At 59.1% G+C, this 26,938-nt stretch carries 23 protein-coding genes and 1 pseudogene; 13 read left to right on the plus strand and 11 right to left on the minus strand.

The window, feature by feature from the left end:
* Window positions 1-465, plus strand: a 465-nt coding sequence (locus HKN06_08200; GenBank protein NNF61296.1) for a formyltetrahydrofolate deformylase, incomplete at its 5' end; no start/stop codon positions are given.
* Between the two features lie 37 nt (window positions 466-502).
* Here HKN06_08200 and HKN06_08205 read toward each other — a convergent pair.
* Window positions 503-1,234 (minus strand): hypothetical protein, encoded by a 732-nt coding sequence (locus HKN06_08205; GenBank protein ID NNF61297.1) that lies wholly within the window; start codon window positions 1,232-1,234, stop codon window positions 503-505.
* A gap of 191 nt (window positions 1,235-1,425) precedes the next feature.
* Here HKN06_08205 and HKN06_08210 point away from each other — a divergent pair, with 191 nt between their 5' ends.
* The 3 genes from HKN06_08210 to HKN06_08220 all read left to right on the plus strand — a co-directional run bounded on the left by HKN06_08210 (window position 1,426) and on the right by HKN06_08220 (window position 6,035).
* On the plus strand, window positions 1,426-2,601 hold the full coding sequence (locus HKN06_08210; protein ID NNF61298.1) for a mechanosensitive ion channel: 1,176 nt from the start codon (window positions 1,426-1,428) through the stop codon (window positions 2,599-2,601).
* Window positions 2,602-2,757: 156 nt separating this feature from the next.
* Window positions 2,758-3,390: an energy transducer TonB gene (locus HKN06_08215; GenBank protein NNF61299.1), complete on the plus strand. Its 633-nt coding sequence runs from the start codon at window positions 2,758-2,760 to the stop codon at window positions 3,388-3,390.
* A 206-nt stretch (window positions 3,391-3,596) separates the two neighbouring features.
* The gene (locus HKN06_08220) at window positions 3,597-6,035 is read left to right on the plus strand and encodes a cyclic nucleotide-binding domain-containing protein (protein NNF61300.1); all 2,439 of its coding nucleotides are present in this window, start codon (window positions 3,597-3,599) and stop codon (window positions 6,033-6,035) included.
* On the opposite strand, the gene HKN06_08225 is transcribed toward HKN06_08220, so the two are convergent.
* From HKN06_08225 to HKN06_08250, 6 genes are read right to left on the minus strand one after another with little or no spacing between them, the layout of a single operon-like run.
* Window positions 6,032-6,553 carry a lipocalin gene (locus HKN06_08225; GenBank protein ID NNF61301.1) on the minus strand — a complete coding sequence of 174 codons (522 nt, stop codon included), beginning with the start codon at window positions 6,551-6,553 and terminating at the stop codon, window positions 6,032-6,034. The genes HKN06_08220 and HKN06_08225 overlap by 4 nt on opposite strands.
* The gene (locus HKN06_08230) at window positions 6,547-7,095 is read right to left on the minus strand and encodes a lipocalin family protein (GenBank protein ID NNF61302.1); all 549 of its coding nucleotides are present in this window, start codon (window positions 7,093-7,095) and stop codon (window positions 6,547-6,549) included. The genes HKN06_08225 and HKN06_08230 overlap by 7 nt, the downstream gene beginning before the upstream one ends.
* Window positions 7,082-7,705, minus strand: a complete 624-nt coding sequence (locus tag HKN06_08235) for a hypothetical protein (protein ID NNF61303.1) — start codon at window positions 7,703-7,705, stop codon at window positions 7,082-7,084. Before HKN06_08235 ends, HKN06_08230 begins: the two co-directional genes overlap by 14 nt.
* A gap of 11 nt (window positions 7,706-7,716) precedes the next feature.
* Window positions 7,717-8,496 carry a DUF1295 domain-containing protein gene (locus HKN06_08240; protein ID NNF61304.1) on the minus strand — a complete coding sequence of 260 codons (780 nt, stop codon included), beginning with the start codon at window positions 8,494-8,496 and terminating at the stop codon, window positions 7,717-7,719.
* Window positions 8,489-9,037, minus strand: a complete 549-nt coding sequence (locus tag HKN06_08245) for a DUF2878 domain-containing protein (GenBank protein ID NNF61305.1) — start codon at window positions 9,035-9,037, stop codon at window positions 8,489-8,491. Before HKN06_08245 ends, HKN06_08240 begins: the two co-directional genes overlap by 8 nt.
* Complete coding sequence (locus HKN06_08250; protein NNF61306.1) at window positions 9,038-10,084, minus strand: class I SAM-dependent methyltransferase; 1,047 nt, start codon at window positions 10,082-10,084, stop codon at window positions 9,038-9,040.
* A gap of 151 nt (window positions 10,085-10,235) precedes the next feature.
* On the opposite strand from HKN06_08250, the gene HKN06_08255 reads away from it, so the two are divergent.
* From HKN06_08255 to HKN06_08275, 5 genes and pseudogenes are all read left to right on the plus strand, one after another.
* Window positions 10,236-10,928 (plus strand): response regulator transcription factor, encoded by a 693-nt coding sequence (locus HKN06_08255; protein ID NNF61307.1) that lies wholly within the window; start codon window positions 10,236-10,238, stop codon window positions 10,926-10,928.
* The gene (locus HKN06_08260) at window positions 10,925-12,268 is read left to right on the plus strand and encodes a HAMP domain-containing protein (GenBank protein ID NNF61308.1); all 1,344 of its coding nucleotides are present in this window, start codon (window positions 10,925-10,927) and stop codon (window positions 12,266-12,268) included. Before HKN06_08255 ends, HKN06_08260 begins: the two co-directional genes overlap by 4 nt.
* A 19-nt stretch (window positions 12,269-12,287) precedes the next feature.
* Window positions 12,288-13,766: pseudogene (locus tag HKN06_08265) on the plus strand (cryptochrome/photolyase family protein).
* Window positions 13,767-13,967: 201 nt separating this feature from the next.
* Entirely contained in the window at window positions 13,968-14,414 is a 447-nt protein-coding gene (locus HKN06_08270) for a fasciclin domain-containing protein (protein ID NNF61309.1), read from the plus strand.
* A gap of 47 nt (window positions 14,415-14,461) precedes the next feature.
* Entirely contained in the window at window positions 14,462-15,208 is a 747-nt protein-coding gene (locus HKN06_08275; protein ID NNF61310.1) for an SDR family NAD(P)-dependent oxidoreductase, read from the plus strand.
* A 384-nt stretch (window positions 15,209-15,592) separates the two neighbouring features.
* Here HKN06_08275 and HKN06_08280 read toward each other — a convergent pair whose 3' ends face one another.
* The 4 genes from HKN06_08280 to HKN06_08295 form a co-directional block, all read right to left on the minus strand.
* Window positions 15,593-18,139 carry a hypothetical protein gene (locus tag HKN06_08280; protein NNF61311.1) on the minus strand — a complete coding sequence of 849 codons (2,547 nt, stop codon included), beginning with the start codon at window positions 18,137-18,139 and terminating at the stop codon, window positions 15,593-15,595.
* A 33-nt stretch (window positions 18,140-18,172) separates the two neighbouring features.
* A complete protein-coding gene (locus tag HKN06_08285) occupies window positions 18,173-18,931 on the minus strand; it encodes a hypothetical protein (GenBank protein ID NNF61312.1) in 759 nt (252 codons plus the stop codon).
* 136 nt (window positions 18,932-19,067) lie between these two features.
* Window positions 19,068-20,126, minus strand: coding sequence for an FAD:protein FMN transferase (locus tag HKN06_08290; GenBank protein ID NNF61313.1), 1,059 nt, complete (start codon window positions 20,124-20,126; stop codon window positions 19,068-19,070).
* 8 nt (window positions 20,127-20,134) lie between these two features.
* On the minus strand, window positions 20,135-21,217 hold the full coding sequence (locus HKN06_08295; GenBank protein NNF61314.1) for a PQQ-dependent sugar dehydrogenase: 1,083 nt from the start codon (window positions 21,215-21,217) through the stop codon (window positions 20,135-20,137).
* 53 nt (window positions 21,218-21,270) lie between these two features.
* Here HKN06_08295 and HKN06_08300 point away from each other — a divergent pair, with 53 nt between their 5' ends.
* From HKN06_08300 to HKN06_08315, 4 genes are all read left to right on the plus strand, one after another.
* A complete protein-coding gene (locus tag HKN06_08300) occupies window positions 21,271-21,717 on the plus strand; it encodes a hypothetical protein (GenBank protein NNF61315.1) in 447 nt (148 codons plus the stop codon).
* Window positions 21,710-22,237, plus strand: coding sequence for a phosphatidylglycerophosphatase A (locus HKN06_08305; GenBank protein ID NNF61316.1), 528 nt, complete (start codon window positions 21,710-21,712; stop codon window positions 22,235-22,237). Before HKN06_08300 ends, HKN06_08305 begins: the two co-directional genes overlap by 8 nt.
* Window positions 22,238-22,698: 461 nt before the next feature.
* On the plus strand, window positions 22,699-25,806 hold the full coding sequence (locus HKN06_08310) for an efflux RND transporter permease subunit (GenBank protein ID NNF61317.1): 3,108 nt from the start codon (window positions 22,699-22,701) through the stop codon (window positions 25,804-25,806).
* Window positions 25,803-26,843 (plus strand): efflux RND transporter periplasmic adaptor subunit, encoded by a 1,041-nt coding sequence (locus HKN06_08315; protein ID NNF61318.1) that lies wholly within the window; start codon window positions 25,803-25,805, stop codon window positions 26,841-26,843. The genes HKN06_08310 and HKN06_08315 overlap by 4 nt, the downstream gene beginning before the upstream one ends.
* Window positions 26,844-26,938 lie beyond the last annotated feature (95 nt).

Here is a 26,938-nt window from a genome sequence, read left to right on the forward strand (position 1 = left end):
GCACAACGCTTCGGTATCCCGTTTCATCACTTTGCGCTGAGCGCAGATAGCAAACCGCAGGTTGAAAAGCAGCAACTGGCGCTACTCGCTGACGCCGGTATCGATACCATCGTCCTGGCCAAATACATGCAGGTCCTGAGCGAGGATTTCTGTGGCGCTTACCCGAACCGCGTCATCAATATTCATCACTCGTTCCTGCCCGCGTTTGCCGGGGCCAGGCCCTACCACCAGGCGCACCGGCGCGGCGTGAAGATCATTGGCGCCACGGCGCACTATGCAACCCCGGAGCTCGACCAGGGGCCGATCATCGAGCAGGACGTTATTCACGTTTCGCACAAGGAATCGATCGCCGACTACGTACGACGCGGCAAGGACCTCGAAAAAGTGGTGCTGTCGCGCGCGGTCTGGTGGCACATCCAGCGCAAGGTGCTGGTGCACCAGAACCGTACGGTCATCTTCCGCTGAGTTGACGCCCGGCCGCGGCGCGGCCGGGCGCTTTTAGCTAGCGGCCCTCCGCCGCAATTTCCCAGATGTAGTCGCTGTGCATACCGCAGATCGAGCTGAACTCACGGCCCGCCGACGAGCCGGCGAAGCCGCCCAGCAGTTCGGCGCGTGCTGCAAACAGGTCCTCGAGGCTTTCCGCGCTGGTGGTCAGCAGGCGGCGGTATTTGCCACCGACAACATGGCTCAGCCAGCCCCATGACGACAGCTTGCCCGGGCCGAGGTGCGCATCGTAGGCCGGGCCAAACTCCTTTTCGACCAGTTCATCGGCCCGCGATTCGCCGTTCATGTCGCAGACGAAGTAAACGGAGAGGCCGACTTTCCCTCGTTGCTCGGTTACGTTGCCCAGCTCGCTCTTCCAGATATAGTCATCGTGCGATTTGCAGGCCTTGCCAAGGTTGTCATCACGCGGGCGCAGCTTCTTGTCCACGGCATCGCCCTGTTTTTTGGAGGCATTCAGCACTTCCACCACGCCCGGTCCCATGCGGTAGATCAGCCGGCGCCATTTACCTCCGGCGATGTGTTTGAGATACCCCCAGCCGGTGAAATCGCCCGATTTCATGCTGTTGTCGAATTCGGGTCTGAAGTATTTGTCGAAGGTGGCATCGGCTGCCTCCTCCATAGAGGTATCGCAGTACATATAGGTTGCGTAGATGTACACGTCGCTTTCGTGGCTGTCCGCCCAGGCGGCCACGGGCAGCAGGATTGCCAGCGCGAATATCAGTTTTTTCATGAGTCCCCCATGCATTCGATTGAAAGGTTGTGGCCGGAGTATAGTCAGCGCAACAGCGCTTCACCGGGCCGGATTGCACTGCAGCATCCAGGCAGCACAGTGCGTCATACCTAAAAACAACTGTTACGAAAGCATCCCTGGTGGCACCTGGCGTCTAGTATTCAGCCAGCTATGCAATGGGGAGCATCCAAATGAACCAATATATTGAACAACTCACAGGCTTTCTCGGTCCCGCCGGATCGACGGCGCTGGGCAAGGCCCTGACTGGCCTGGCAATACTCATCATCGGCCTGTTCGTCGTGAAGATCATCGTGGGAATCTTCCGGCGCGTGTTGCGGAAAGTCGATTTCATGCATCGTACTAATGCCGATGGATCGGTAACGGACCTGGTGTCGCCCGTCGCCGCTTTGGTCAAGGCAGTACTGACAATTTTTGTACTGATGGTGGTGCTGGAGTTCTTTGGCCTGACCGGCGTGCTCGATCCGCTTAAAGACATGATCACCAAGTTCTTGGCCGCGATACCCAACATTATTGGTGCCGGAGTCATAACCTACGCCGGCTGGGTGATAGCCAAGATCGTCTCGCAGCTGGCGGGTATGGCGCTGGGCAAAGTAGACGATCAGCTGGCTGCACGCACCGGTAATGACGAACTGAAAGTGTCGAAGTTCGGCAGCGCTTTCGTTTTTGCCATCATCCTGTTGCCGATTATCGTCTCGGCGCTAGGTGTATTGAATATTCCGGCAATCTCGGACCCGGCGTCAGCAATGATCGGCAAGTTGATGGCTGCCGTGCCCAATATTGTGGGCGCCGGTATCGTGCTGCTGGTTGTTTACCTGGTGGCCAAATTCGTGATTTTCGTGCTGAGCAGCTTGCTCGAAGGCATGAATGTCAATGCTCTGCCGGAAAAACTCGGCGCGCAGGCGCTTTTTTCAGACTCCTTCACGCCGACCAGGCTGGTTGGAATGACGGTGATGTTCTTTTCCATGCTTGCTGCGGCGACAGCAGCGGTCAATATCCTGCAGATCGACGTGATTTCCGAGGTGTTTGCCCGGGTGCTCGAATTTGGCGGCGGAATCCTGATTGGTGGTGTGATACTGATTATCGGTAACTTCCTCGGCTCGCTGGCTTACAAGAAACTGTCGGCAAGCGGCAATCAGGGCATCGCCAACATCGCGCGGATTGCGATACTCGGGCTGGTGCTGGCAATGGGCCTGAAGTCCATGGGGCTGGCGGACAATATCGTCAACATGGCGTTTGGCTTTACTATCGGCAGTGCCGCTGTAGCAGCTGCGCTGGCGTTTGGCCTGGGCGGTCGCGATGCGGCCAAGACCGTGGCCGATCGCTGGGCCAGCAGAATCAACAACTGACGTTGATGCCAGCCGGGCGGGGCAGTGTGTCCCGCCCGGTTTCCGGCTTCCGGAATCCGGCCGGTTTCGCCGCCAATTACCGGTGACCGGCTTCCGGCGGTAACATATCCTGATGACCGCTTGCAGCACGAATTCGTTGCGCCAACAGGGTGAATCATGCGCCTGGTAATCGCGCCGGTGCTCGGCGCACTGCTGGCACTGGCGCTGTTCGCCTTCAGCAATGCGCTGATTTCCGACGCACACCTGCAGCAGCTGGACCGGGGCGAGACCACAAGGCTGGAGTTTATTCGCGCCCTGCCCGAAGAGCGTGTATTTACAAAAAAGCGCCAGCTTCCACAGAAGCAGCCACCACCAAAAGCGCCGCCCGCTGTCGATCGGATCCGGTCTGCGCCGACGACAAATGTTGCGCAATTGCCGGTGCAGATCGAAATGCCCGAAATCAACATACCGGTTGCCGGTGGCGTGGGACCATACCTGGGCTCCTATACTGAGGCGACGCCTGGCATACCGCTGTATGACGGTGACCTGGTCCCGCTGGTGCAGGTCAGCCCGCGTTATCCGCGGCACGCTGCGCACAGGGGTGTCGAGGGCTGGGTCAACGTGGAATTCACCATTGCTGCCGACGGGACGGTGGAAGACCCCGTGGTGCTTGCCGCGGAACCGCCCAATGTTTTTAACAACAGCGCAATCAACGCCATTGTGCGGTGGAAATTCAAACCGCGCGTGGTTGACGGGAAACCCGTGGCCAGCCGCGGACGGCAACGGATCACCTTTGAAATAGTCGAGTAGATACGTCCGAAGGGTCAGTGTGAAACCGGCAGCAACGGCATCGCTCGTTGCGTTGCACAATAAAAACCCCGCGATGACAGCTATCCTGTAAAAAAATCGGGGCTCGATCCGGCGCATGTCTGGCCGGAAAAGGAAAAGACCGGCTGGAAGCACATCTGTATATCTCGGTTCTCGGGCTGACCGGCCTGCTCGGCCTGGCAGTGCTGATGCTGCCTGCCGCAAACAGGCTCAATTTTCCTTACACGGTGCTGCTGGCGCTGGTCGGGCTGGGGCTCGGGCTGATCCTGTCGTTGCTGGGCATCGCGTCGATGCCCGGACCCGTTGGCGATTTTTTCACGGCGCTGCACGAATTCGAGATCACCTCCGAGGCGGTGTTTTTCATCTTCCTGCCGGCGCTGGTCTTCGAATCAGCGTTGTCGATCGACGTTCGACGCCTGATGGACGATATCGCGCCGATTCTGCTGCTGGCCATAGTCGGTTTGCTGATTTCGACTTTTGCAATTGGCTACACCATTCACTGGACATCCGGAATGGGCCTGGTGGTTTGCCTGTTGCTGGGAGCGATCGTTTCGGCAACAGATCCGGTTGCGGTGGTTGCAATATTCAAAGACCTTGGCGCGCCAAAGCGTCTGGCGATCCTGGTTGAGGGCGAGAGCCTGTTCAACGATGCCACGGCGATCGTCGCTTTTACGATTCTGTCGGCCATGCTTGCCGGCACTGCCCAGGCCGGGGTTGTCTCCGGGATGGCCGATTTTCTGATCGTATTTGTCGGCGGCATCGTCGTTGGCTACCTCAGCGCGCAGCTTTGTTGCCAGGTTTTGCGGCTGTTGGCCGGGCAGACTGTTGCCGAGGTGACGGTGACCATCAGCCTGGCCTACCTGTCGTTCATACTGGCCGAACATTACCTGCATGTTTCCGGCGTCATGGCCGTCGTAACGGCGGCACTGGTTATCGGCTCGACCGGTCGCACAACTATTGTCCCGCGCACCTGGGATGCGCTTACCGAGACCTGGGAGCAGATCGGTTTCTGGGCCAACTCGGTGATCTTTGTGCTGGTAGGCCTCGCGGTGCCGGTGATCCTGGCCGGCTTTGGCATGCGTGAGGCTTCATTGCTTGTCGTACTGCTCGTGGCTGCTTTCGTCGCCCGGGCCTTTATTATTTTTGGACTGCTGCCGATGTTTGCCCGTACCGGATTGGCACAAAAAGTGGGCATCGGTTACCGCAGCGTAATGTTCTGGGGTGGTCTGCGCGGAGCGGTATCACTTGCGCTGGCCCTGGCCGTGATGGAAAACCACACCTTCGATCCGGAGATCCGCAGCTTTATCGGCGTGTTGGTGACCGGTTTCGTGCTGTTCACGCTGTTCGTGAATGCCACCACCATAGGCGTCGTGATGCGGGCGTTTGGCCTGGATAAACTGTCGGCGGCGGACCTCGCAATCCGAAATCGTGCGCTGGCCACGGCGCTGGCGGGTATCGGCGACCGCATCGAGCAAACAGCCAAAGACGAACAACTCGATGCGACGCTGGCCAATGCTGTAATCGAGCAATACGATGCGCGTGCACAGCGGACGCGCGACAAAATCAGCAAGCTGCAGGGAATTACCGATGACGACTGGCTGCGCATCGGGCTGACGGCCCTCGGCACCCAGGAAAGTAATGGCTATTTCAAGCTGTTTGCCGATCGGCTGGTCGCTCCCAAGATAGCCCGCTTGCTGCTGGCACGTTCCAACGACAATCTCGATGCGCTCAAGGCGCATGGTCTCGCCGGTTATCAGGCGAGCGTCGAACGAGGCCTTTCTTTCGACTGGCGTTTTCGCCTGGCGCTCTGGATCCAGCGCCGAATTGGCATTTCGGCCGCGCTGGCCGCCCAGCTGGCCGACCGTTTCGAGGTGTTGCTCGCCATGCACACCCAGTTGCGCAAACAGCTCGACAACGGGCTGGCGCAGCTGACAGCTGTGGTGCCGGAAAGCGCGATGCAACGCCTGCGTGAGATCCTGCAGCAGCGCCATGATATGAGCGGCGAGGCGATGGACGCGCTCGCATTGCAGTACCCGGACTATGCCAGCCAGCTGCAGGAGCGGCGTCTCGGGTTACTGGCCGTGCGGCTGGAGCGCGCCAGCTATCAGCAGATGAAACGCCATTCGTTAATTGGCAAGGAAGTTTATGGCGACCTGACGAAGTCACTGAAACAGCGACTTGCCAGGCTCGATCGCCGGCCGCAGCTGGAGCTGGGACTCGAGCCGGAAAACCTTATTCGCAAGGTCCCGTTTCTTGCCGATTTACCATCCGATCGCACCAGCGAATTGGCGCGCATGCTCAAGCCGCGGCTTGCCATACCGGGCGAGCGAATTGTTGCCAGGGGCGATCCCGGCGATGCCATGTATTTTATTTCCAGTGGCGCTGCAGTGGTGGACCTGGATGCAGAGAAAATTCAGCTCGGCAGTGGTGACTTCTTTGGAGAACTGGCGCTGCTGAAAGACAGCCCGCGCAACGCTGATGTCACTGCCAAGGGCTTCTGTGACCTGCTGATCCTGTGGGTGCAGGATTTCCGTCAGTTCCTCGATGACAACCCGCAGGTACGCAGCACCATCGAGCGGGTAGCGAAGGAGCGTCTTGATTACGACGCAAAAATACCGCGCGGCTAAGTTGTCTCGTGGGCGGGAAAGATCAGTTCGTCAGTAGCGGCCCCGAGGGCTGCAGCCTTGTCGATTAGCCGCTGCAGGATCGCCGGGTCGAGCTGCGGCTCTCGCGCCAGGATCCAAAGGTAATCAGTGTCCGGGCCGATGATCATCGCGTAGCGGTAATCCGGATCCAGTTCGATGATGTTGTAGGCGCCGTAAAAGGGGCCAAAGAACGACACCTTCATCCGGCCGACGTTTGGATCACCAATGAAATAGGCCTTGCCTTCGGCAGTCTTTCGCTCACCGCTTGCAATATCGTAACCGCTGTTGAGCACCCGCACGCCGCCATCATCGCGCAGGCTGTAGTCGGCCTGTATGCCGGTCAGCCCACGCTCGAAGCGGTGATCGAGGCGGGCAATTTCGTACCAGGTCCCAAGGTATCGCTGCAGGTCGAAATCACGCACCGCGGCAGCATTTTCGGGCATTCCGAGACAGCCGCTCAGTAAAAGCAGGCAAGCCAGGAGTCCGGGCAGCTTCACCATTGCTGCGGCACCCGCTGCAGCTCGCTGGTGTCGTAACCCATCTCCCCGATCATTTCGACGAGATCATCATATTCATTCGCCGGGAGCGAGGGATCGCGCGCCATCAGCCAGACGAAGTCACGCTTGTTACGGCCAATAATTGTTACGCGATAGTCTTCGTCCAGGTAGACAATGCGGTAGTCAGCCTTTATCGGCCAGATAAACTGCATACCCCAAACCGCATTGCCGGTGTTTTCCCGCACGAAGCCGCGCGGGTTGTAACGTTTCTTCTCGCCCTCGAAGCCACCCTTGCGGAAAGTGAACACCGTATCAATGCTGCCGTCTTCATTGATGCTGTACGTCTCGATCGCGTTGTGGGCGCCTTTCTCGATAAACGTGGGAATATTGGCGATGACGTGCCAGTCACCCATAAATCGCTCGAGATCGACGTATTCGACCGGCTCCAGCTTGCCCGTAGTGCTGCAGGCCGTTGTTGCCAGTGCGGTGATTGCTATCAGTGACGGCGCCAGGATGCCGCGGACTGTTTTTCTATCGTGGTTCATAGCGCAGCGTGCTCCCGCGTTCAGTTTTGCTTTCCAGTGCCAGCCAGTCGTCGTCGGGCGTGTACCATAGTTTTAAATCAACTTTGTCGGCATTGAGGTGATAGCGCAGGGCCGGCACGGTACCGTCACCCATTTCGATCTCCTCGGCAAAGGGCCCTTCTACCTCTATGTCGAGGAATTTTCCGTCCTGCTGATTGAGCAGGTAGTCCTGCTGCAGGAAGTCCGGTTTCCAGTACGCAAAGGACATGACGCACGCGGGCAGGCGCTCCGCGCCGTTGCTTCCCTCTACCTGGAAGAAACCGTCCTTCTTTTCGCCACGAACGGAAAATTCCTTCCGGTTTGCCTTGGTGTCTGACTCAATTTCGGCCAGGCAGTCACCGTCCCAGGCTTCAACGTTGCGATGCCTGTACCGGTACACGGTCGCGAACAGTATTTTCACCTGCATCTCGGCCTCGGTTTCGAGCCGGGTCTGGCCGTCTTTCTGCCACACGCGGAAAAACTGGCTGCCTATTTCCTTACCATCGAGCAGCACGCGAAAGAACCACTCGCGGGTATCAGCAGCGGCAGTGGCCTGGCTGAGTAGCAGAACAAGGAAGATTACAATGCGCATAGGATTTTGATTCAGTTGGTTTCTTGTGGTGGGCCCGGAAAGAATGCGTTGGTCCGGCGTATGTAGTCGGCATACTGCGGTTTGGTCTCGCTGAGACCCTTCTCCAGCAGGGCAACACCGGAGACCTTGAGCAGAAAGAAGGTCATGATTATTGGCGAGAAAAACGTCCACCAGCCGCCGGCGGCAACAGCCAGGCAGAAATAACCCCACCACAGCGTTGCTTCACCAAAATAGTTTGGATGACGCGTCAGGCGCCATAGCCCGGTGTCGAGCACCTTGCCGCGGTTGCTCGGGTCAGATTTAAAACGCGCGAGCTGTGCGTCGCCGACCGCTTCGAAAAAGAAACCAATGAGCCACAGCGCGATGCCGGCATAGTCGAACAGGTTAAGCGGCGCATTGCCCTGTGCAGCGGCCAGCAGCGGCAGCGCGATTATCGAGGCGAGCGCGGCCTGCAGGCCAAAGACGATGTAGATGCTCTTGTAGCGAAAGCCAGGGTCGTTTTTCTCCCGCATGGCGCGGTAACGCGCATCCTCCGGCTCGCCATGGTTGCGCACTCCGATATAAAGCGCGAGCCGCAACGACCAGACAGCAACAAGCACCAGCACAATCGTGGCCCTCGCCCCGATGCTGTCGGCGAAGTACTGGTAGACGGACAGCGCCAGCAGAAAAAACAGGCCCCACAGCGTATCGACGATACTGACATCGTTGCGAAACAGGCTGGCGACCCAGGCCAGCAGCGCAGCGGCTACTACCGCTGCGACAGCGAAACCATAAGCGTTCCAGTCAAGCATGCTGCGCCACGACTTCTTTGCCCTGCACGTCGACGCCGTCGAAGCGCTGTCCCAGCGCGACCAGCAGCGGGGTGACGACGCCCCAGCCTATGGCCAACGCAATCAGCGCCATGATCCGGTCCTCAAAGACCAGCCCGCCGAGCCGTTCGCCGGCAAGGTATGACAGTGGCCCGCCGATCGCTCCGAGCAGGACAGCTGCGGCAAAGCGGTCGTGCATCCAGCGCATCGACAGGTTTATTGTGCTGGCGAAAAGCAGCCACATGGATACGATCCAGTAAGGCGCGGTGGCCTCGATCAGCATGCCGTTGGGGTAGATAAGCCAGTCGGATCGCACCAGCAGGGTGTCGAATACCGCACCCATCATCCCGGCAAGCGCTATCAGCACCAGCTCGCGGCGCGGATGATCGACAATGTTGAAGTGCAGCAGCAAGACCGCTGCAACGACAACGGGGCCAACCAGTGGGTAGCCGTTCGCGGCACCTAGCACGCAGCTGAACCAGCCAACCTGGAAGGTCACAAAATTAATTACAAACTTGTTCATTCAAGCCGTCCTGGCAAACAGGTAATGGGAAACAAACCACTCCTGCCCGCCTGAGTAACCAAAAAGTTCAGCGCATGCCATAAAAAACATGCGCCAGCGATGAAACCACTGGGTTGCCGCGTCCTTGCCATAGACGTCCTCGAAAATCGGGATTATGCGGTCGCGCCGCTGGTCCATGTTCTGCAGCCAGGCGTTCGCTGTCTTTTCGTAGTGACGTCCACTCCAGCTCCAGCGTTTTTGTAACTGCAGGTCGCGCTGAAAGCGCAGCGGCAGGTCAGCGCTGGGCATGATGCCGCCGGCAAAGAAATACCGGCTCATCCAGTCGCTGGGGCCGCGATCTTCAAATGTGTAGGCGCACAGCCGATGAGTAAAGATATGCATGAAGAACAACCCGTCTGGTGCCAGCCAGCGGCTGACGCGCCCGAACAACACTTCGTAATTACGCATGTGCTCGAACATTTCGACCGACACTACCCGGTCGTAGGTTCCCGGGGCTTCAAAATCGTTCATATCGCAGGTCAGCACTTCAATATTTTCGAGCCCGCGCTCCTGCGCCTGAAGCTGAATGTGTTCGCGCTGGCTGCTGGAGTTGGACACAGCTGTAACCCGGCTGGACGGGTGCTGCTTTGCGATCCAGAGGCTGAGCGAACCCCAGCCACAGCCGAGATCGAGTACGGACATACCGTCGGCGATCGCGGCGCGTTCGCAGGTGACCGTCAGCGCTTCGTCTTCGGCCTGGTCCAGCGAGTCAATTCCGTCAGGCCAGTAGCAGCAGCTGTATTTGCCGTGACGTCCGAGAGCTTCAGCAAAAAAAGAAGCAGGAACTTCGTAATGCTGCTCGTTGGCGCGCTGCGGCAGCGGCGCAACTTCCGCGCTGCGCATTTGGTCCACAAACTCGTTCAGTGCATGGCCGGCAGCCTCGATGTCGCTCGCATCGGCCTCGGCCAGGCGCCGCGCCAGCAGGCGCCTGATGCCCGCACGGATTGCCGCGTCGGGGACCAACCCTGTTTCGGTCCAGTTTATTGCGCGTTGTGCAATGCGACTCATAATGAATTCCGTTGAAGCCCGTCGGGCCTACCCTTATCCGAAGCTATATTCTGTGCGTGGCGGCCGCGGAAATCGTCTCGACGCCGTAAGTATTTGTATCCGAAAGTATCCGGGGGGTGTTACGGGCTTCTGAACAGGTAGTATACGCGCTATGACCAGAGTGCTTCTTATAGACGACGACGAGCGTCACTCACAGCTGTTGCGCGAGTATTTCAAGCGCTACGGCATCGAGCTCGACTGCGCGCCCGAGGCCGACAGCGGCCTGGCGCAGCTTGCCGGTCAGCCGCCTGATCTGTTGTTACTGGATGTCATGCTGCCCGGGAAAGATGGATTCGAAATCTGCCGGGAGGTGCGCAAAACCAGCAATATCCCCATTATCATGCTGACCGCACGCGGCGACGTCATTGATCGCGTCTCCGGGTTGGAACTGGGCGCCGACGACTACATCGGCAAGCCGTTCGAGCCGCGTGAGCTTGTCGCTCGTATCCAGTCTCTGCTGCGACGGGTAGAAAACCAGGCCGACGACGGCGACGGCATGTTACGTTTCGAGGGCCTCGAGATCGACACCAATTCGCGCACCATCAAAGTCGACGGCGAGAGTGTTGAGCTGACATCGATGGAATACGAGTTACTGACGTTGCTGGCGAATAACTGCGGCAGCAAAATGTCGCGCGATGAAATTCTCTCGGACCTGCGTGGAATTGATGCCGCGATAATGACCCGCGCGGTCGATATCATGATCAGCAGGATTCGTAACAAGATAGGCGATACCGCCAAGCCGTCCCGTTTCATCCAGACAGTGTGGGGCCGTGGCTACGTGTTTGTTGGCCGCCCGGTTCAATGATCGCGCGCCTGTCGCGATCCCTGTCATTCCGCCTGCTCGTAATCTTCCTCCTTATGGGGGTGCTGTTTGCTTACGGTGCGATGCTGGGTATTCGCTGGGTTTACACGACCGACCAGCTGCGCGAACTGGTCAGCGCGCATCTGTCACTGCACGTGGACTACGTTCGCCGCGATATCGGTAATCCGCCCAGCATCGACAATGCCCTGGCGATCACCCGGCGTGTGCCGGTCGATATTCGCCTCATCGGCCCGGGTCTGGACTGGGCTTCGGATCCGGACTTTCCGCTAGCTGCAGAGCTGGATTTCGCCGGCAGCCAGAACGTCAGCAGCGAGGCAGGGGCCTTTCTGCGCGACCTCGACGGCGTGCAGTTCGCTACGCATTCTGCACATGGCTTCCTGAGGATCGAGCAGGCGCCGTACGCAATCATCGTCTCGTCGCCAAAAATTGCCGAGCCGGCAGTGGAGCGACGCCTGACGCCGATAATTATGGGGTTTGGTCTGTTGCTGGTAGCGCTCACCTACCTGGCAGTACGCTGGTTGTTCAAGCCGATCGATGCCATCCGCGCCGGCGCCGCCGAGATAGGCCGCGGCAATTTCAGGCATCGCATCGAGGCTGGGCGCGCAGACGAGCTGGGTGATCTGGCCGGTGACATAAACACAATGGCGGGCGACGTGGAAGGCATGCTCGATGCCAAGCGGCAGCTGTTGCTGGGCATCAGTCACGAGCTGCGTTCGCCGTTGTCGCGCCTGAATCTCGCGCTGGAGATGGCCGAGCAGGATGACGACACTGCCGGGCTGCGCGCCGATGTCGCCGAGATGGAAAAGATCATCGCAACGCTGCTGGAAGCTGAGCGCCTTAACGCACGCCACGCGGCACTACGGCTCAGCAGCGTTGAGGCGGGGACCCTGGTGCAGGCCATGATCAACGATTACTTTTCCGGCGACAGTGAGCGTATCGAGTTGGAGGTGCCGGAAGAGGTGCGGCTGACGGTTGATGAGGCCCGTATTACGCTGTTGCTCAAAAACCTTGTCAGCAACGCGCTGCGCTACACGCGCCCGGTTGATGGCGCCGTGGAAATCAGCATCGCCGCGGCGGGCGACGCGTGGCAGATCCGCGTGCGCGACCATGGTCCCGGGCTGACTGCGGACCAGGCGGCCCATCTGGGTGAACCGTTCTACCGCGGCGATCCCTCCCGTACACGCCATACCGGTGGCAGCGGGCTGGGCCTTTATCTGGCGAAACTCGTCGCCGAAGCGCACGGTGGCTCACTGCAGCTGGACAGCAGCGTAACCGACGGCGCCTGTTTCGTGGTGACTTTGCCATACGAGCCGGGAAGCTGAGTTGGCTGGCGCGGACCAGTTATTCCTGGTGCTTGGTAACCAGCTGTTTGCACCGGAGCACCTGTCGGAGTACCCCGACGCAAGCGTGTTTATGGCCGAAGACATGGAGCTCTGCACCTATGTCGAGCACCACCAGCAGAAAATTGTGCTGTTCCTGGCGGCAATGCGGGCGTATGCAGACGAACTGCGCGAAACCGGTTTTGAAGTCATCTATCGGCAACTCGACCCAAACAGCAGCTATGAGCAGAAACTGTCACAGGTCATCGACGGAAGCGTGAGTGAGCTGGTGCACTTCGAGATCGAAGACAAGCCCTTCGAGCGACGTATCATCGACTTCTGCAGCGAAAACGGGATTAAGCGTACAGAGCTGGAAAGCCCGATGTTCCTGTGCAGTCGCAAGTCATTTGCAGAATTTGCCGATTCGAGCAAGACACTGCGCATGGCTGATTTTTATCGCCGCGAGCGCCAGCGGCTGGGTTTATTGCTGGACGAGAATGGCGAGCCGCAGGGGGGCAAGTGGTCTTTCGACGCTGACAATCGTCGCAAGCTGCCGCGCGCCGTGGAGCCACCTGCCGTGACGGCGCCCGAACCGGCCGCGCATGTGACGGCAGTTATCGAGTTGACCGAAACGCACTTTGCCGACCATCCGGGCAATGCCGCGGACTTCTGGTGGCCCACGACCCGTGCACAGGTGCAGGCCTGGCTGGACGAGTTTCTGGCGCAACGGCTGGCTGACTTCGGGCCATACGAAGACGCTATTTCGCAGCGTTCGAACAGCGTTTTTCACAGCCTGCTGAGCCCGGCGCTCAACCTTGGGCTGCTAACCCCGGACGATTTCATCGATGCCGTCCTGCGTCATGCGGACGGTAACGACGTGCCACTGCAGAGCGTGGAAGGGCTGGTGCGCCAGGTTATCGGCTGGCGCGAATTCATACGTGGCGTCTACCGGCAGTACAGCGAGCAGCAGGAGAACGAGAATTTCTGGGGCCACGAACGTGAGCTGACCGAAGACTGGTACCAGGCCACAACCGGCATCGTGCCGCTGGACCATGCCATCGATACCGCCCAGCGTCTTGGCTGGCTGCATCATATTGAAAGGTTGATGGTAGTGGGTAACCTGATGACGCTGTGCGAGATACAACCCGCGGTGGCACACCGCTGGTTTATGGAGATGTTCATCGACTCCTCCGAATGGGTTATGGGTCCCAACGTTTATGGCATGGGATTGTTCAGTGATGGCGGTATCTTTGCGACAAAGCCATACATCTGCGGGTCGAATTACCTGCTGAAGATGAGTGACTATAAAAAAGGTGAATGGTGTGACGTCGTAGATGGCCTGTATTGGCGCTTTATTGCAAAGCATCGCGATTTTTTCGCCGGTAATCCGCGACTTGCCGTGATGCCGCGTGCGCTTGATCGATTATCCGACGAACGACGAGAGCGAATATTTCCTGCGGCTGAAGAGTTTCTCGAGCGCTGTACAACTCCTGTCAAATAAATATTGCGTTTCTTTTACGCCGCGAAAAGAATCGATACAAATACGAACTGCGGCGAAACCACTTCCTCAGGCTTGCTTGTTATTGTAACTGCTCATTCAAATTGAGGAGTTCACATGCGTAAGCCAAAATATCATCCCCTGTTGTTCATGGTCGGTGCCCAGGTAGCCCTGGTGCTGGCAGTCGCCTTTGGTTCGGTAGCTATGGCCGGCAACTACGGCAAGAGTGTTAAAGAAACGCGGGCCGATATTGTCGATACGGCTGTAGCTGCGGGTCAGTTCGAGACTCTGGCAGCCGCGCTCACCGCGGCCGGTCTGGTTGATACTTTGAAAGGCGATGGGCCTTTCACGGTCTTTGCCCCGACCGATGCTGCGTTTGCAAAATTGCCGCAGGGTACCGTTGAGGAATTGCTGCAGCCGGAAAATCGCGACAAACTTACTGCCATCCTGACCTATCATGTCGTGCCGGGTAAGGTTTATTCCGACGATGTGGTGACGCTCGATCGCGCTACGACTGTAAATGGTGCCGCAATTGATATCGCGGTCGACGGTGACCGCGTCAGGATTGACAATGCCACGGTGATTGCGGCTGACATTAAAGCCAGTAACGGTATTATCCACGTCATCGATAACGTGATCCTGCCAAACTAAACTTTGTTCTCTGCTTTTGGTGGCCGTTACGGCGGCCGCCTTTTTTTATGTCTGAAAACTTAACAAGTTTTGCTGCACCCGCCACCGTCGCGCTGTTTGGCGCCGGCGGCGGTATTGGCGCGGAATTTCTGCGGCAGCTGCATGATAACCCGAACGTCGGGCAAATTTATGCCTTTAACCGCACGCCGCTGAAAGCTGTTGCGGACCGGGTTACGGCGGCCGAATTTGACCTGCGCGATGAGGCCACCATTGCCGCGGCTGCTGAAACTGTCGCGCCGCAATCGCTGGACCTGGTTATTGTCGCCAGCGGCATCCTGCACGATGGCGAGCGGCTGCAGCCCGAAAAATCAATGCGTGATCTGGACGCAGCGACGATGCAGGAGGTTTTTGCCATCAACACCGTCGGCCCCGCGCTGATCGCGCGCCACTTCCTGCCGCTGCTGCGGCGTGATCGCAAGGCAGTATTCGCTGCGCTGTCGGCCCGGGTAGGCAGTATCGGCGACAACCGTCTGGGTGGCTGGGCTTCGTACCGCATGTCAAAAGCCGCCTTGAACATGCTGCTGCGCACGCTGGCAATCGAGCAAACCCGGCGCGCGGCTGACTCTGTAGTGGTCGGGCTGCATCCCGGTACCGTGGCCAGCGGCCTGTCGGCCCCATTCACCAGCCGTGTGCCGGAAGAGCGCCTGTTTACGCCCCGACGAGCCGCCGCCCAGTTGATAAACGTGATTGACGGGCTCACCGCAGCTGATACCGGCTATGTGTTTGCGTGGGATGGAAGCCGAATAGAGTTCTGAGCTAGCGGCCTAACCGGGATGCGTCACAACGTCGTTGTTTTGCGTCAGCTCAGCATCCGTAGCCAGCCAGTATTCAGTTTCATGACGCGGTTGGAAGCCAAGAGCTTTTGCGAGCAGCAATTGCGACGTCTTCGGTGTTATGAGCCGTCAGGCGGGCGGCGATGAGTTCGCCGCTGTGTGTTGGCCGATATCCCGGCACTCGGTAATGCACCTGTTCCCCCAATGTCGTCGTCCGGGCTGTTTGATCAATTAACGGCTTTCGGCATGCCTGCCTCCAATGCAAGTCCGCACCTGTGATGATAAAAAAATGGCCGCCAGCAGACACTGGCGGCCACTTGTCAATGCTCTGCTGCAGAAGCTGGTTAAGGGATGCCGTGCATCTCCTCAATTGCAGCCAGCAGCACTTGGCCCGGGCGAAAGGAGAAAGAAGGTGCGCACGATCGCCAGGTCAGTCAGGTCGGTGGTGCCGTCGCCGTTATTGTCCGTATCGAGATCGCCGGCCAGCAGGAAGTTTTGCCGGTAGATTGCGAGATCCTGCAGGTCCACCTGGCAATTATTCGGTTGTGCAACATCGGCATCGCAGGCGTTGCCAATGTTGTCGCCATCGGTGTCACGCTGGTCGGCGTTAGCTACCTCGGTGCAGTTGTCAGCAGAATCCAGCACACCGTCATTATCGACATCGGCCGCAAAGCTCAGCCGCGCGATGGAAGGCTCATGATCGGTTGCCGGCGAGGGGAACTCGACGTTGGCATGCACAATATCGTATTCGGCGCCAGCCGCCAGCGTGTTACTCACAAGTATGTGGTCGAGCGGCGAGGCATTTCCGTCAAAAACAAAGGTGAAACCTTCAACCGCTGGCAGCGTTTCGGTGAGATTCTGCAGCACCGGTGCGGGGTCGCCTTTTAAAATCTGCAGCGGCGTTTCGAAGGTCCACTCATTGACATCACCCAGCACGATAACCTGGTCACCGCCGTCAGCGATCAGTGAATCGACAAAGTCGTTGACCACCTGCGCCTGGTCGCCACGCTCCTCAACGCCGCCATTGATCGGTGGCTGCACCGCGCCGAATACCGGCGTGCCGCCGCCCTTGGAGCGAAAGTGCACGTTGATGATATGCACGCGGTTGCCGTTGAAGTCGAATTCCGCGTACAGCGGCTTGCGACTGCTGGCAAACGCATCGCCATCACCCAGATTGGGGTCCAGTACACGGGCAACAGTAACAAGGCTCACACGCGCCGGGTTGTAAAGGTACCCGTTGCGAATATTGCCGCCCGGCTGGCCGCCGTCCTGGTTGTTCATCGGCGGTATGTCGATCCAGTCGTAGGTTGGCCCGCCAGCCGCGCCGATGTCATTAATTAACTGCTGATAGGTCTGGTCGGCCGCGACCACGCCGGTGTCAAAAGAACCGTCGTTGTCCTGGATTTCCTGCAGCCCGATGATGTCCGGGGCCTGCATGTTACTAACGATCTGTTCGGCCAGCGCCGCGAAACGTCCGCTGCCGACATCATCATCGTCGTCAGCGGGGTTCACCTCGAGGTTCAGCACATTGTGCGTTGCCACCGTCAGCCGTCCGGCATCGCCCTGCAGCGTAGTAACCTCCGGGGCCAGGCCGAAAGCGTTCTGTTTGAAGCCGTCCGTCAGGCGTACTTCAAAATTGCCGAAGCCATAGGTGACTACCCCGGTTGCGTCACCCAGAAGGTCACCCGGGGTGATGGGCGGAGCAAAGCCCGGCAGCAGGTCGTTATCGTATTGCAGCTGGATGCGCTCGGGGTTGAAGTCGTTTTCGGTCAGGGTAATGCCGCCGCGGCTGTTGAGGCCGGTGGCAAAAATGCCGCCGTTGTTCAGCACCACTGTTTCGCCGAAGCGGTTGGTCACGCTGGCGGCGATAGCATCCTGCACGGTAACGCGCATGCCTTCGAACGTTTCGTAAAAATCGATGCCGTCCTCGGCCGGGTCAAAAACAGCAAACCCGTCGTTGTCGATAATCTCCGTTGGCGGCATACGGCCGCTGCTGCCGATAATGGCGGCTGCCGGCAGGGCGCTGCCGCTGCTGTTGATTACCACGGTCGGGTTGGTGATCTCGGTAATACCCAGGTTTCCTGTCGAAACTCCGCCGGGAATAAATTCGGTGACTGATCCGGTGACTTCTACATCGTCGCCGGCTGCCACGGTCGGTACCGTGCCGGTGAAGACAAAGATGCCGTCGGAGGTATCGGTATCGCCGTCACCGAGCGGGTCCTGCAGGTAAAAGCCGTTTGAATCGACAGCCGTAACGATACCGGTGGTGATTACCGGCATACCGGCGACCGGCGAGTCATGGCCGGCGCCCTGGATCTGGTAGATCGCCAGCGGTGTTGGCGCACCGGTGCCGGTGCCAGGGTAAAAACCGAGCCCGTTGAAAGTGTTGATATCGAAGCCGTCCCACTCGGTGGCGGGATCAAAGGTATCGCCGCCGTTGGTATCACCGGCGGTGACGCTTTCCCTGCGTCGCAGCGTGTCATTCTGCGTCGTAATCGATCCGCTGCCCCAGAAACTGCCCGGATCGACGCCGATCTGGCCAATGATGTCTATCGAGCTGCCGGAAGCGTCGGTGAGCTGTACCGCATCGTCGCCGTTGTACCAGCTCATGCTATCGGTCTGGTCGGCGGCAATGAGTATGGCAGAGTCTGCCGAAGCGTTTGCGAGCACAAAGACATCGTCATCGGCAACTGTTCCGCTGAGCACGATGGTGTTGCCCGGTGTGGTGCTGCCGTTGAAATATATCCGTACCTCGTAGCCGCTCAAGTCAACCGGGGCGCCTGTGTCATTGTAAATCTCCAGCGCCTTGTTGTTGCTGCTGCCCTCGATGTACTCGGTAATTCTCAGGTCGGCCTGTGCCGATCCCATTGTCATCCCGCCACAAATTGCGGGCACGATCAGGCGACGTAACATGTCACGCTCTCCCAAATAAAAGTTTTTTTAGTATCAGGCGCGGCGCCGGGCGAAGCCGAGCCCCAGAAGGCCGGCACCCAGCAGCAGGAGCATGCCCGGCTCGGAGTTGACGACCAGGTTCTGGAACACCATCCCCTCGCTGCCGCCATTGGTTTCCACGGTCAGCGTGAGCAGCAGCTCCGACCCGGTGCCGGCGATGTTCGCCGTAAAAGTTTGCAGGATATTGCTCAGCAGTACGCCATTGAGCAACATCGGGTCATTCAGGGGGACTACCGCGCCACCCGCCATGGTGTAGACCTGGCTGCCGTCGTTATCGACCGTGCTGCTGAACAGCGACATCGTTGCGCCGCCGTCAATCGAGTAGGTCCACTCGAAGAAATCCGAGGTCTCGAAATCGCCCATTGCGCCAATGTCGATGGAAACGGACAGGTCCGTGATGCCGCTGACATCAAACAGCCAGTTGGCGCTGACCAGTCCCGGGCTGTCGCCATTTACGGTGTCCGTGGCGCCGAAGAACACATCGGTGTTGGTTTCATCAATAATGCCGAGCGTATCCGGCGGAAAAACGGATATGGAATCGTCCAGGACGGCAAATGGGATAGTCGGCGAAACACCGCGCTGGTATTTCTGGAAGCCGTCGCCAGCGCTGGAAAAAGCATTCTCCCATGCGTTGGTATGGCTGATCAGGTTCTGACTGTCGCTGTTGACCATGTCGAATGCGACGACGCCGGCCTGGGCGGCTGAAAATGTGAGCAGGGACAGCAGCAGCGTGGCTGTGGTGAGGCGTTTCATCTTGTTCTCCCCCGAAAAAGACGTTGTTATTCAGTGAATTTTGTGTTGACTACTTTAGGCCGGCAACGCGGGGTTTTCCAGTCGCCGCCGGTTCCGCCGGCGTAAGCTGCGGAATTTCAACGTGCGGTTGAATATGTCACATCGCGGCCGGCCCGGGGACTGCGCGCCCGGCGGGCTGAAGACCACCCGCCTCGAGATAACACTGCATTGCAGCAGAGTTTTGCACACCAAATCCGTCCGCTTCCCGGGTAACAAAAATGGCTGCTATGTCGTTGCTGTCGGCCAGTTCCATACCAGCCTGCGGCCCCAGCACCAGCAGCGCAGTTGCCAGTGCGTCGGCGCGCATGGCGGTGCCGGCCAGCACCGTCACCGAGGCAAGCTTATGCGTGACTGGCGCGCCACTGCGCGGATCGATCGTATGGGAAAAACGCTGCCCGTCTGACTCGAAGTAATTGCGGTAGTCGCCGGAAGTGGCCAGAGCGCGATCACGCAGCTCGATGACCTGCTGCACATCGCGAGCACCCGCATCCGGTCGCTCGACGGCGATGCGCCATGGCACGCCGTCGGCGTTCAGGCCGCGGCCAACCAGCTCACCGCCTATTTCAACGAGGTAGTTGTTGCTGCCGACGTGTTCCAGCGTTGCTGCAAGCTGGTCGACGGCATAGCCCTTGGCGATTGCCGACAGGTCAATGGACAGCTCTGCTTCAGTCTTGCGCAGCTGTGGTGGATCAAAGCCAACCTCGATGTTGCGGTAGCCGATCTTCTGTAACGTAGCTGCAACAGCGGCAGCGTCCGGGGGTGTACCGCGGCGATCAGCCGCACCAAATCCCCACAGCTCGACCAGCGGGTTGACGGTGACGTCGAATGCGCCGCCACTCAGTTCGCTGATGCGCAGCGCTTCGGCAACAACCAGCGCAAGCGAGCGCGGCACGTCGACCCATTCGGTGGTGGTGTTGTTATTGAAGTGAACCAGGCTCGAATCATCGCGCCAGGTCGACATTGCCTCGTCAACCTGTGCCAGCGCGCTGTCGATTTCGCGTCGCAAAGCCTCGGGCGTGATGCCGGGCGGCGAATCTTGCGTCTGCACCGACCAGGTGGTGCCCAGCGCCTGGCCTTCAAGCTGCAGAAGTGAGGGTCTGGTGCTGCAGCCCGACAGCGCGAGTAGCGCAGCAAGGATCACCGGCCAGTGCAGCATCGAAGTCTTCAATCGCCGGCGGCAGGCACAACCCTGATCAGCCGGCCCGGCGAACCATCGGTGAGTATATGAATAGTGTCAGCCGGGCTGATGCGGATGTCGCGTATGCGCGCACGGATTTCCGGGAACACGGCTTCCTCGCCAACAAACTTGCCGTCTTTCATATCGAGACGCCGGACTTCACGGTGTACCAGCGCGCCGACAAAAAGGTCGCCGCGCCAATCAGGAAAATCTGCGCCTTCATAAACCGCCAGCCCGGACGGCGCGATGGACGGCGTCCAGTGATGCAGCGGCTGGGCCATGCCTTTCCATTCAGTAAATGGCGATACCAGGGCGCCGCTGTAATCGACGCCATGAGTTATTGCCGGCCAGCCGTAGTTGACGCCGGCTTCGAGCAGGTTGAGTTCGTCGCCGCCGCGCGGGCCGTGTTCGTGCAGATAGACTCTTCCGGCTTGCGTGATTGCCAGACCCTGCGGGTTGCGGTGACCGTAGCTGTAGACATGCGGCGCCTTGGCAAGCGGGTTATTTGCTGCCGGCGTGCCGTCGTCGTTCATGCGGATAACCTTGCCCAGGCCACTCTTTATGTCCTGGGCGGCCTCGCGGTAGTCAAAGCCGTCGCCGGTTGTCAGCAGCAGCGTCCCGTCGGGCAGGAACAAGAGGCGGCCACCGTAGTGAACCGGTGTGTCTTTGCGCGGGCTGACGCTGTAGATAACTTTGACATCGGCCAGCTGCTCGCCGTCCAGCCTGGCGCGTGCCACCGTGGTGGCGTTTTTGCGTGCCGGGCCTTCCGCATACGAAAGATAGAGGGTCTGGTTTGCCGCGAAATCAGGATGCAGCGCGACATCGAAAAGCCCGCCCTGCGAGGCTCGGTAGACTTCCGGGACACCGCTGATAGAAGCCCGGCTTTTACCGGTGGCATCGAGACGCACGAGTCGGCCGCTCATTTCGGTGACGAGATAGTCGCCATTTGGCAGGAATGCGACGCACCACGGTTCGTCGAGATCGTCGGCGACCGTTTCCAGCTCATATTGCTGTGCGAGGGCATGCCCAAAGAACAGCGAGGCAACAAAAACAAACAGTGGTCGCGTCAAGCGGTGTCTCCTGCTAGCCTAGTATTTCCGGGGTGGGGCAGGCAGTAATATACGTGGCGCGTAGGGTAACAGTTTTCCTGCTGGCGTTGTTTGTAACCTATGTGCTGGCGGCGTCCGCCGCTACGCAATCCGTACTGATGCGACTGCGGGAAATGGGTATACGCATCACGCTCGACCATCGCCTCTCTGCTACCGGTCATGACCTGATCGGCATGGCAACCAGTTTTCTGCCGCTGCTGGCACTGGGTCTGCTGCTGGCATTTGTTGTGACAGGCTGGATCAACCGCTGGTTTGAAGGCTGGCGTGTTGCCCTGTACGTGTTGGCCGGCGCCGTTGCCGTTATTGCCGTACATGCCGGTTTGAAACTTGCGCTGGATATAACCCCGGTTGCTGCGGCGCGCACGACGGGTGGCCTGATGATCCAGGCTGCAGCCGGCGCTGCAGGTGGTTTGATATATGGCCTGTCGACAAACGCGCCGGGGGCAGTGCTTCATGATTGAGCACAAGAACGCAGCGCGGGCTTCATTCCGGCCTTTTGATATACCGACGATTGCGTTAACCAGCGGCGGGCTCGGGTTTTTGCGTCCGGCGCCAGGCACCTGGGGCAGCCTGCCACCCGTAATCGTTGCGTCGATTCTGGTCTGGCTGCAGCTTGATCGCTTGAATATCGCCCTGGTGTTAGTGGCATTCGCGATTGCCTCTACAGCCGCCTGTGTAGTCTGGGGTGACTATGCCGAAAAGCGATTTGGCCGCAAGGATGCCGCCGAGGTCGTAGCAGACGAAACAGCCGGCGTGTCTTTACCCGCGTTGGCGGCGATTATCCTGTTTGACACTGAGCCATTGGCCCACGCCGCATTAGTCGCGGCCTTCATTCTTTTCCGGCTCTTCGATATATCAAAACCCTGGCCCATGAAACTTTTGGAAGAGCTGCCGGCGGGGTGGGGAGTCGTGGTAGACGACCTGGCGGCCGGGGTCTATTCGGCACTTATTATTATGGCAACAGCCTGGCTGCTGATTTAACCGTTGAGTTTGCAGATTTACACATTTGGCTGGAAACCGTGACCGGGTTCACAGCGGCGATTGCGCTGCTTCGGTGTAATTACGCCCGTTCCCGATCCGGAGAGCACTGCGCACCGAACCCCAGACCGAAACGGTGTGCAGTTGCCAGGACCCTTTCGATAGCAAGTTGACGCGGCCGCCTTACCCGGGCGGCCGTTTTTTTTGTGCCGGTCTGCGGGCGCTGTGGTCGCAGATTGCTGAGCCATTTGCGGCTTCGCTCCTGCAGCCAGGGCGGACCTGTTTCGACAATTATTCGCGGCTGCACCCGATGCTGCAGGTGCGTTGTGCAACCATTTGCCGCTCTGGCGCATCTATTTGCAGAGAACTTTGCGGTCGGGATGCAGTCGAGAGAATAATGCGTCCTGAAAGCAGGGCTGGACAGAGTCTGGTTTTGGCAGCAGCAACCATGGGGAGTTGCCCGGGTGAGCCTGACACTTAATTCGATTCGCAACCCTGCCGGTATCGGCGTGGTCGTCGCGATCATCCTGTTTTTCGGCCTGTTCAGCCTGAGCAAACTGCCGATCCAGCTGTTTCCGAACATCGACGAGCCGCAAATCTCGATCAATACAGGCTGGCGTGCAGCTTCTCCGCGCGAAGTCGAATCGGAGATTGTCGAGCCGCTCGAGGAAGTGCTGCAGGGGCTGCCGGGGTTGAAAGAGCTCAACGCCGGCGCCAACAAGGGTGATGCCTGGATAAACCTGACCTTCGGTCTCGGCACCGATATGCAGAAGACGCTGATTGACGTTATCAGTCGTCTGAACCGGCTGCAGCCACTGCCACGTGACGCCAATCCACCGCAGGTAAATCTCGGCGGAGGTCGTGGCGGCGGTGGTGCAAACGAAACCCTTACCTGGTTTTTTGTGCAGCTGCTGCCGGGCACCGCCGGGCCGGTTGAGGAATACCAGCGCACTATCGAGGAAATACTCAAGCCACGACTGGAGACCATACCGGGTGTTGCCGGCGTAATCGTTCACGCCGGACAGCAGCAACAGCTGCAAATTGTCTTTGACCCGTACCGCGCCGCCGAGCTTGCCATCCCGATACCCCAGGTCGCAGCCGTTGCCGGCCGCGCGAATGACGTATCCGGCGGTTTCGTCGATGTCGGACGACGCCAGTACACCCTGCGTTTTGCCGGGCGCTATTCGCCAGAGCAACTGTCGGAGCTAATCCTCGACTGGCGTGATGGCCGGCCGGTGCGGCTTGGCGATATTGCCGATATCGCCCTCAGTCGCGGTGACCGCACCGGATTTACGGTGCAAAACGGCAACCCGGCAATGGGTGTGGAAATATTTCGGGAGTCTGGCGCCAACGCATTGCAGACGCTCAATGAGGTCAAAAAAGTTGTGGCGCAGGTTCGCGAAGAACAGCTACAGCCAATGGGCCTGTCGATTCACCAGTCTTTCGATGCATCGGTGTTTATTTACCGGGCAATCTCGCTGGTTACCAGTAATCTCGGTATTGGCATCCTGCTGGCTATCGGCGTGCTGTGGTGGTTCCTGCGTCAGGGTCGTGCCACGCTGCTCGTCGCTACGGCGATACCTATCTCCCTGCTTTCGACCTTTGTGGTGCTGTACCTGACCGGGCGAACGCTGAACGTCATATCGCTGGCCGGCCTGGCATTCGCGGTCGGTATGGTGCTCGATGCGGCAATTGTCGTGCTGGAGAACATAGTCAGGTTGCGCGAAGCAGGGCGCAGTGCCGACGATGCCGCCGCTGAGGGAACATCCCAGGTGTGGGGGGCGCTGCTGGCATCGACGGCAACGACGGTTGCGATATTCCTGCCGGTGATTTTTCTCAAAGACGTAGAGGGTCAGCTTTTTGCTGATCTGGCGCTGACTATTGCGATTGCAGTATCCATTTCGCTGCTGGTTGCCGTCACCGTGCTGCCAACGGCGGCGGCGAAGTGGCTGCGTAACGAACCTATACCCGACCGGCATGCAGCCATGTGGTCACGCATGTCCGATGCGATTACGCGCCTGACGGATGTGCCGGCGCGCCGCTACCTGACTATCGCGGTGCTGATGGGTGTACCGATACTGACAACCGTCATGCTAATGCCGAAGCTGGATTACCTGCCGCCGGTCAAGCGCGATGCGATTGACGGGTTCTTTCGCTTTCCGCCTGGTGCCAATGCCGAAGTTATCGAAAATGAGATCTTTCGCAAGATGGTCGACCGGCTGGAGCCTTACATGTCAGGTCGTGAAGAGCCGGCGCTGAAGAATTACTACATTATCTTCTGGGGTAATGGCGGCACTATCGGGGCGCGGGTCAAGGACCAGTCGCGCGTCAAGGAGCTGGAAAAAATTATCCGCGAGGAGGTAACCGCCGGCCTGCCGGATACTTCAGCATTCGTGATGCAGGGGAACCTGTTTGGCGGTTTTGGCGGTGGCCGAAATATTTCGCTGCAAATGCAGTCTTCCGACACGGCTGCGCTGATGAGTGCTGCGCGTGAAGGTATGGACATACTTGCCGAGGTGATGCCCGAGGCGCAGGTGCAGCCCTGGCCCGGCACCGAGATGGCCGAGCCGGAATTGCGGCTGATCCCGAACGACGACAGGATCAATGAGGCCGGATGGACCCGCGAGACGATGTCGAATGTGGTGCGGGCGCTCGGCGACGGTATCTGGATCGGCGAACATTTCGACGGCGAAAAACGCATGGACATTATTCTGCGCGCCGAGAAATGGAGTAATCCGGAGGAACTGGAGGCGGTGCCGTTGATGACAGCCAACGGGGTGATCCCGCTGGGGCAGATGGTCCGGATCGAGCGTACCGTGGGACCAAACCAGATCTTTCGCATAGACCGGCGCCGCACCGTGGCGCTTAACGTGACGCCGCCGGAAGGTATGTCGCTGGAGGAGGGCATTGCAATCCTGCGTGCCGACGTCGAGCCGAAGCTGCGCGAGATGCTGCCGGCTGATGGCGGTATCCGCTATGGCGGCAGTGCGGATGCGCTGAAGAACGCTGTATCAAACATGGTCGAGAATTTTGGCCTGGCCATCATCGTGCTGTTCCTGCTGATGAGCGCACTGTTTCGTTCGATACGTGACAGCATCATGGTGCTCATGGCCCTGCCGCTGGCCACGGTTGGTGGCGTCATTGCCATTCGCCTGCTGAACCTGATCAGTTTCCAGCCGATGGATCTGCTGACGATGATTGGTTTCATAATCCTGATGGGGCTGGTGGTTAATAACGCGATTCTGCTTGTGCACCAGACGCGTTCGGCCGAGCGCGAGGGCCTTCATCGCCGCGAAGCGATCAACCAGGCACTGCGCGTGCGCATGCGGCCGATTTTCATGAGTACGCTGACCAGTATTTTTGGCATGTTGCCGTTGGTGCTGGTAGCTGGTGCCGGTAGCGTAATCTATCGCGGGCTTGCTGCGGTCATTGTGGGCGGTATGCTGGTCAGTACGGTTTTTACTCTGCTGTTGTTACCGACGCTGCTGCGGGTCGGTGAGCGTAAACCCGACCCGGTGTTGGCCAGTGGTCTGGCGACAGCAGCGACACCACAGACGAGAGTTATCGAATGAGAGTGGCAGTTTTCGCAATTGTGCTGGCGACCGTTTTGGTCGATCTGGCCGGTGCCCAGGGCCGGCCGGCACCATCGGTCAGCATCGACACCGCGACAGAAGAGGCCATGGCGTCGGTCTTTCTGGCGCCCGGCACCGTCGTCAGCCGCAATGATGCGCGCATTTCGGCGGAAATCGCCGGCCGTCTTACCGACGTAGCGGAGGTAGGTACGCAGGTTGCGCGCGGTGATGTCATCGCGGCAATAGAGGATCGGCCGCTACAGCTGCAGCTGCGCGAAAACAACGCAAACATTCGCCGATTGCGGGCCAATGCGGAATACCTGCAGGCCCAGCTGGAAAGATTCGAGCGGCTGGCGCAAAAGAGTGACGTAACACGAAACCAGATCGATGAGTTGCGCTCGCAAATCGAGATGGCCAACCAGGACATCATCCGCGCCCAGGTGCAGCGTGACCAGACGCTGTACCAGATTGGCCAGACAAAAATCACTGCGCCGTTCAACGGGCGGGTAATCGAGCGCAGCGCCAGCGTCGGTGAGTACACAACACCTGGTGGCGTCGTTGTTCGTCTGGTTGATACAGAGAATATCGAGATCAGGGTGCAGGCGCCGGTCGCGGTGGCACGCTACCTCGCAGATGGTATGGGTGTGGCGATACGCGACGATCGGGGCAAAACGCAAACCGAGATCCGGTCCGTTGTCGGTGTCGGCGACGAACGCTCCCGAATGGTCGAGGTGCGGGTCGCGCTCGATGGGGCTGGCTGGATTATCGGCTCGGCGGTACGGGTGGAGCTTCCGCAGAGTGAGCCGACCGTCGTTGTAGCGGTGCCGCGCGACGCGCTGATCCTGCGCGAGAACGCCACCTACCTGTACAAGGTCAATGAAGACAACACGGTGCAACAGGTGCCGGTGCAGACCGGCATGGGCAATGGTTCACGCATCGAAGTCAGGGGCGATGTCGTGAATGGCGACCGGGTTGTAATTCGTGGCGGTGAAAGGCTGCGTCCCGGGCAGGCCGTCGTGATTATCCAGGACTCCTGACCTGTGGGGGCGGCATCCCGTGGGAGCGGCTTCCAGCCGCGACTACTTGCGAGGATGTCTCGTGGGAGCGGCTTCCAGCCGCGACTCTTTTCCGG

Source organism: Gammaproteobacteria bacterium (genome assembly GCA_013003425.1).
Lineage (GTDB): Bacteria > Pseudomonadota > Gammaproteobacteria > Steroidobacterales > JABDKV01 > JABDJB01.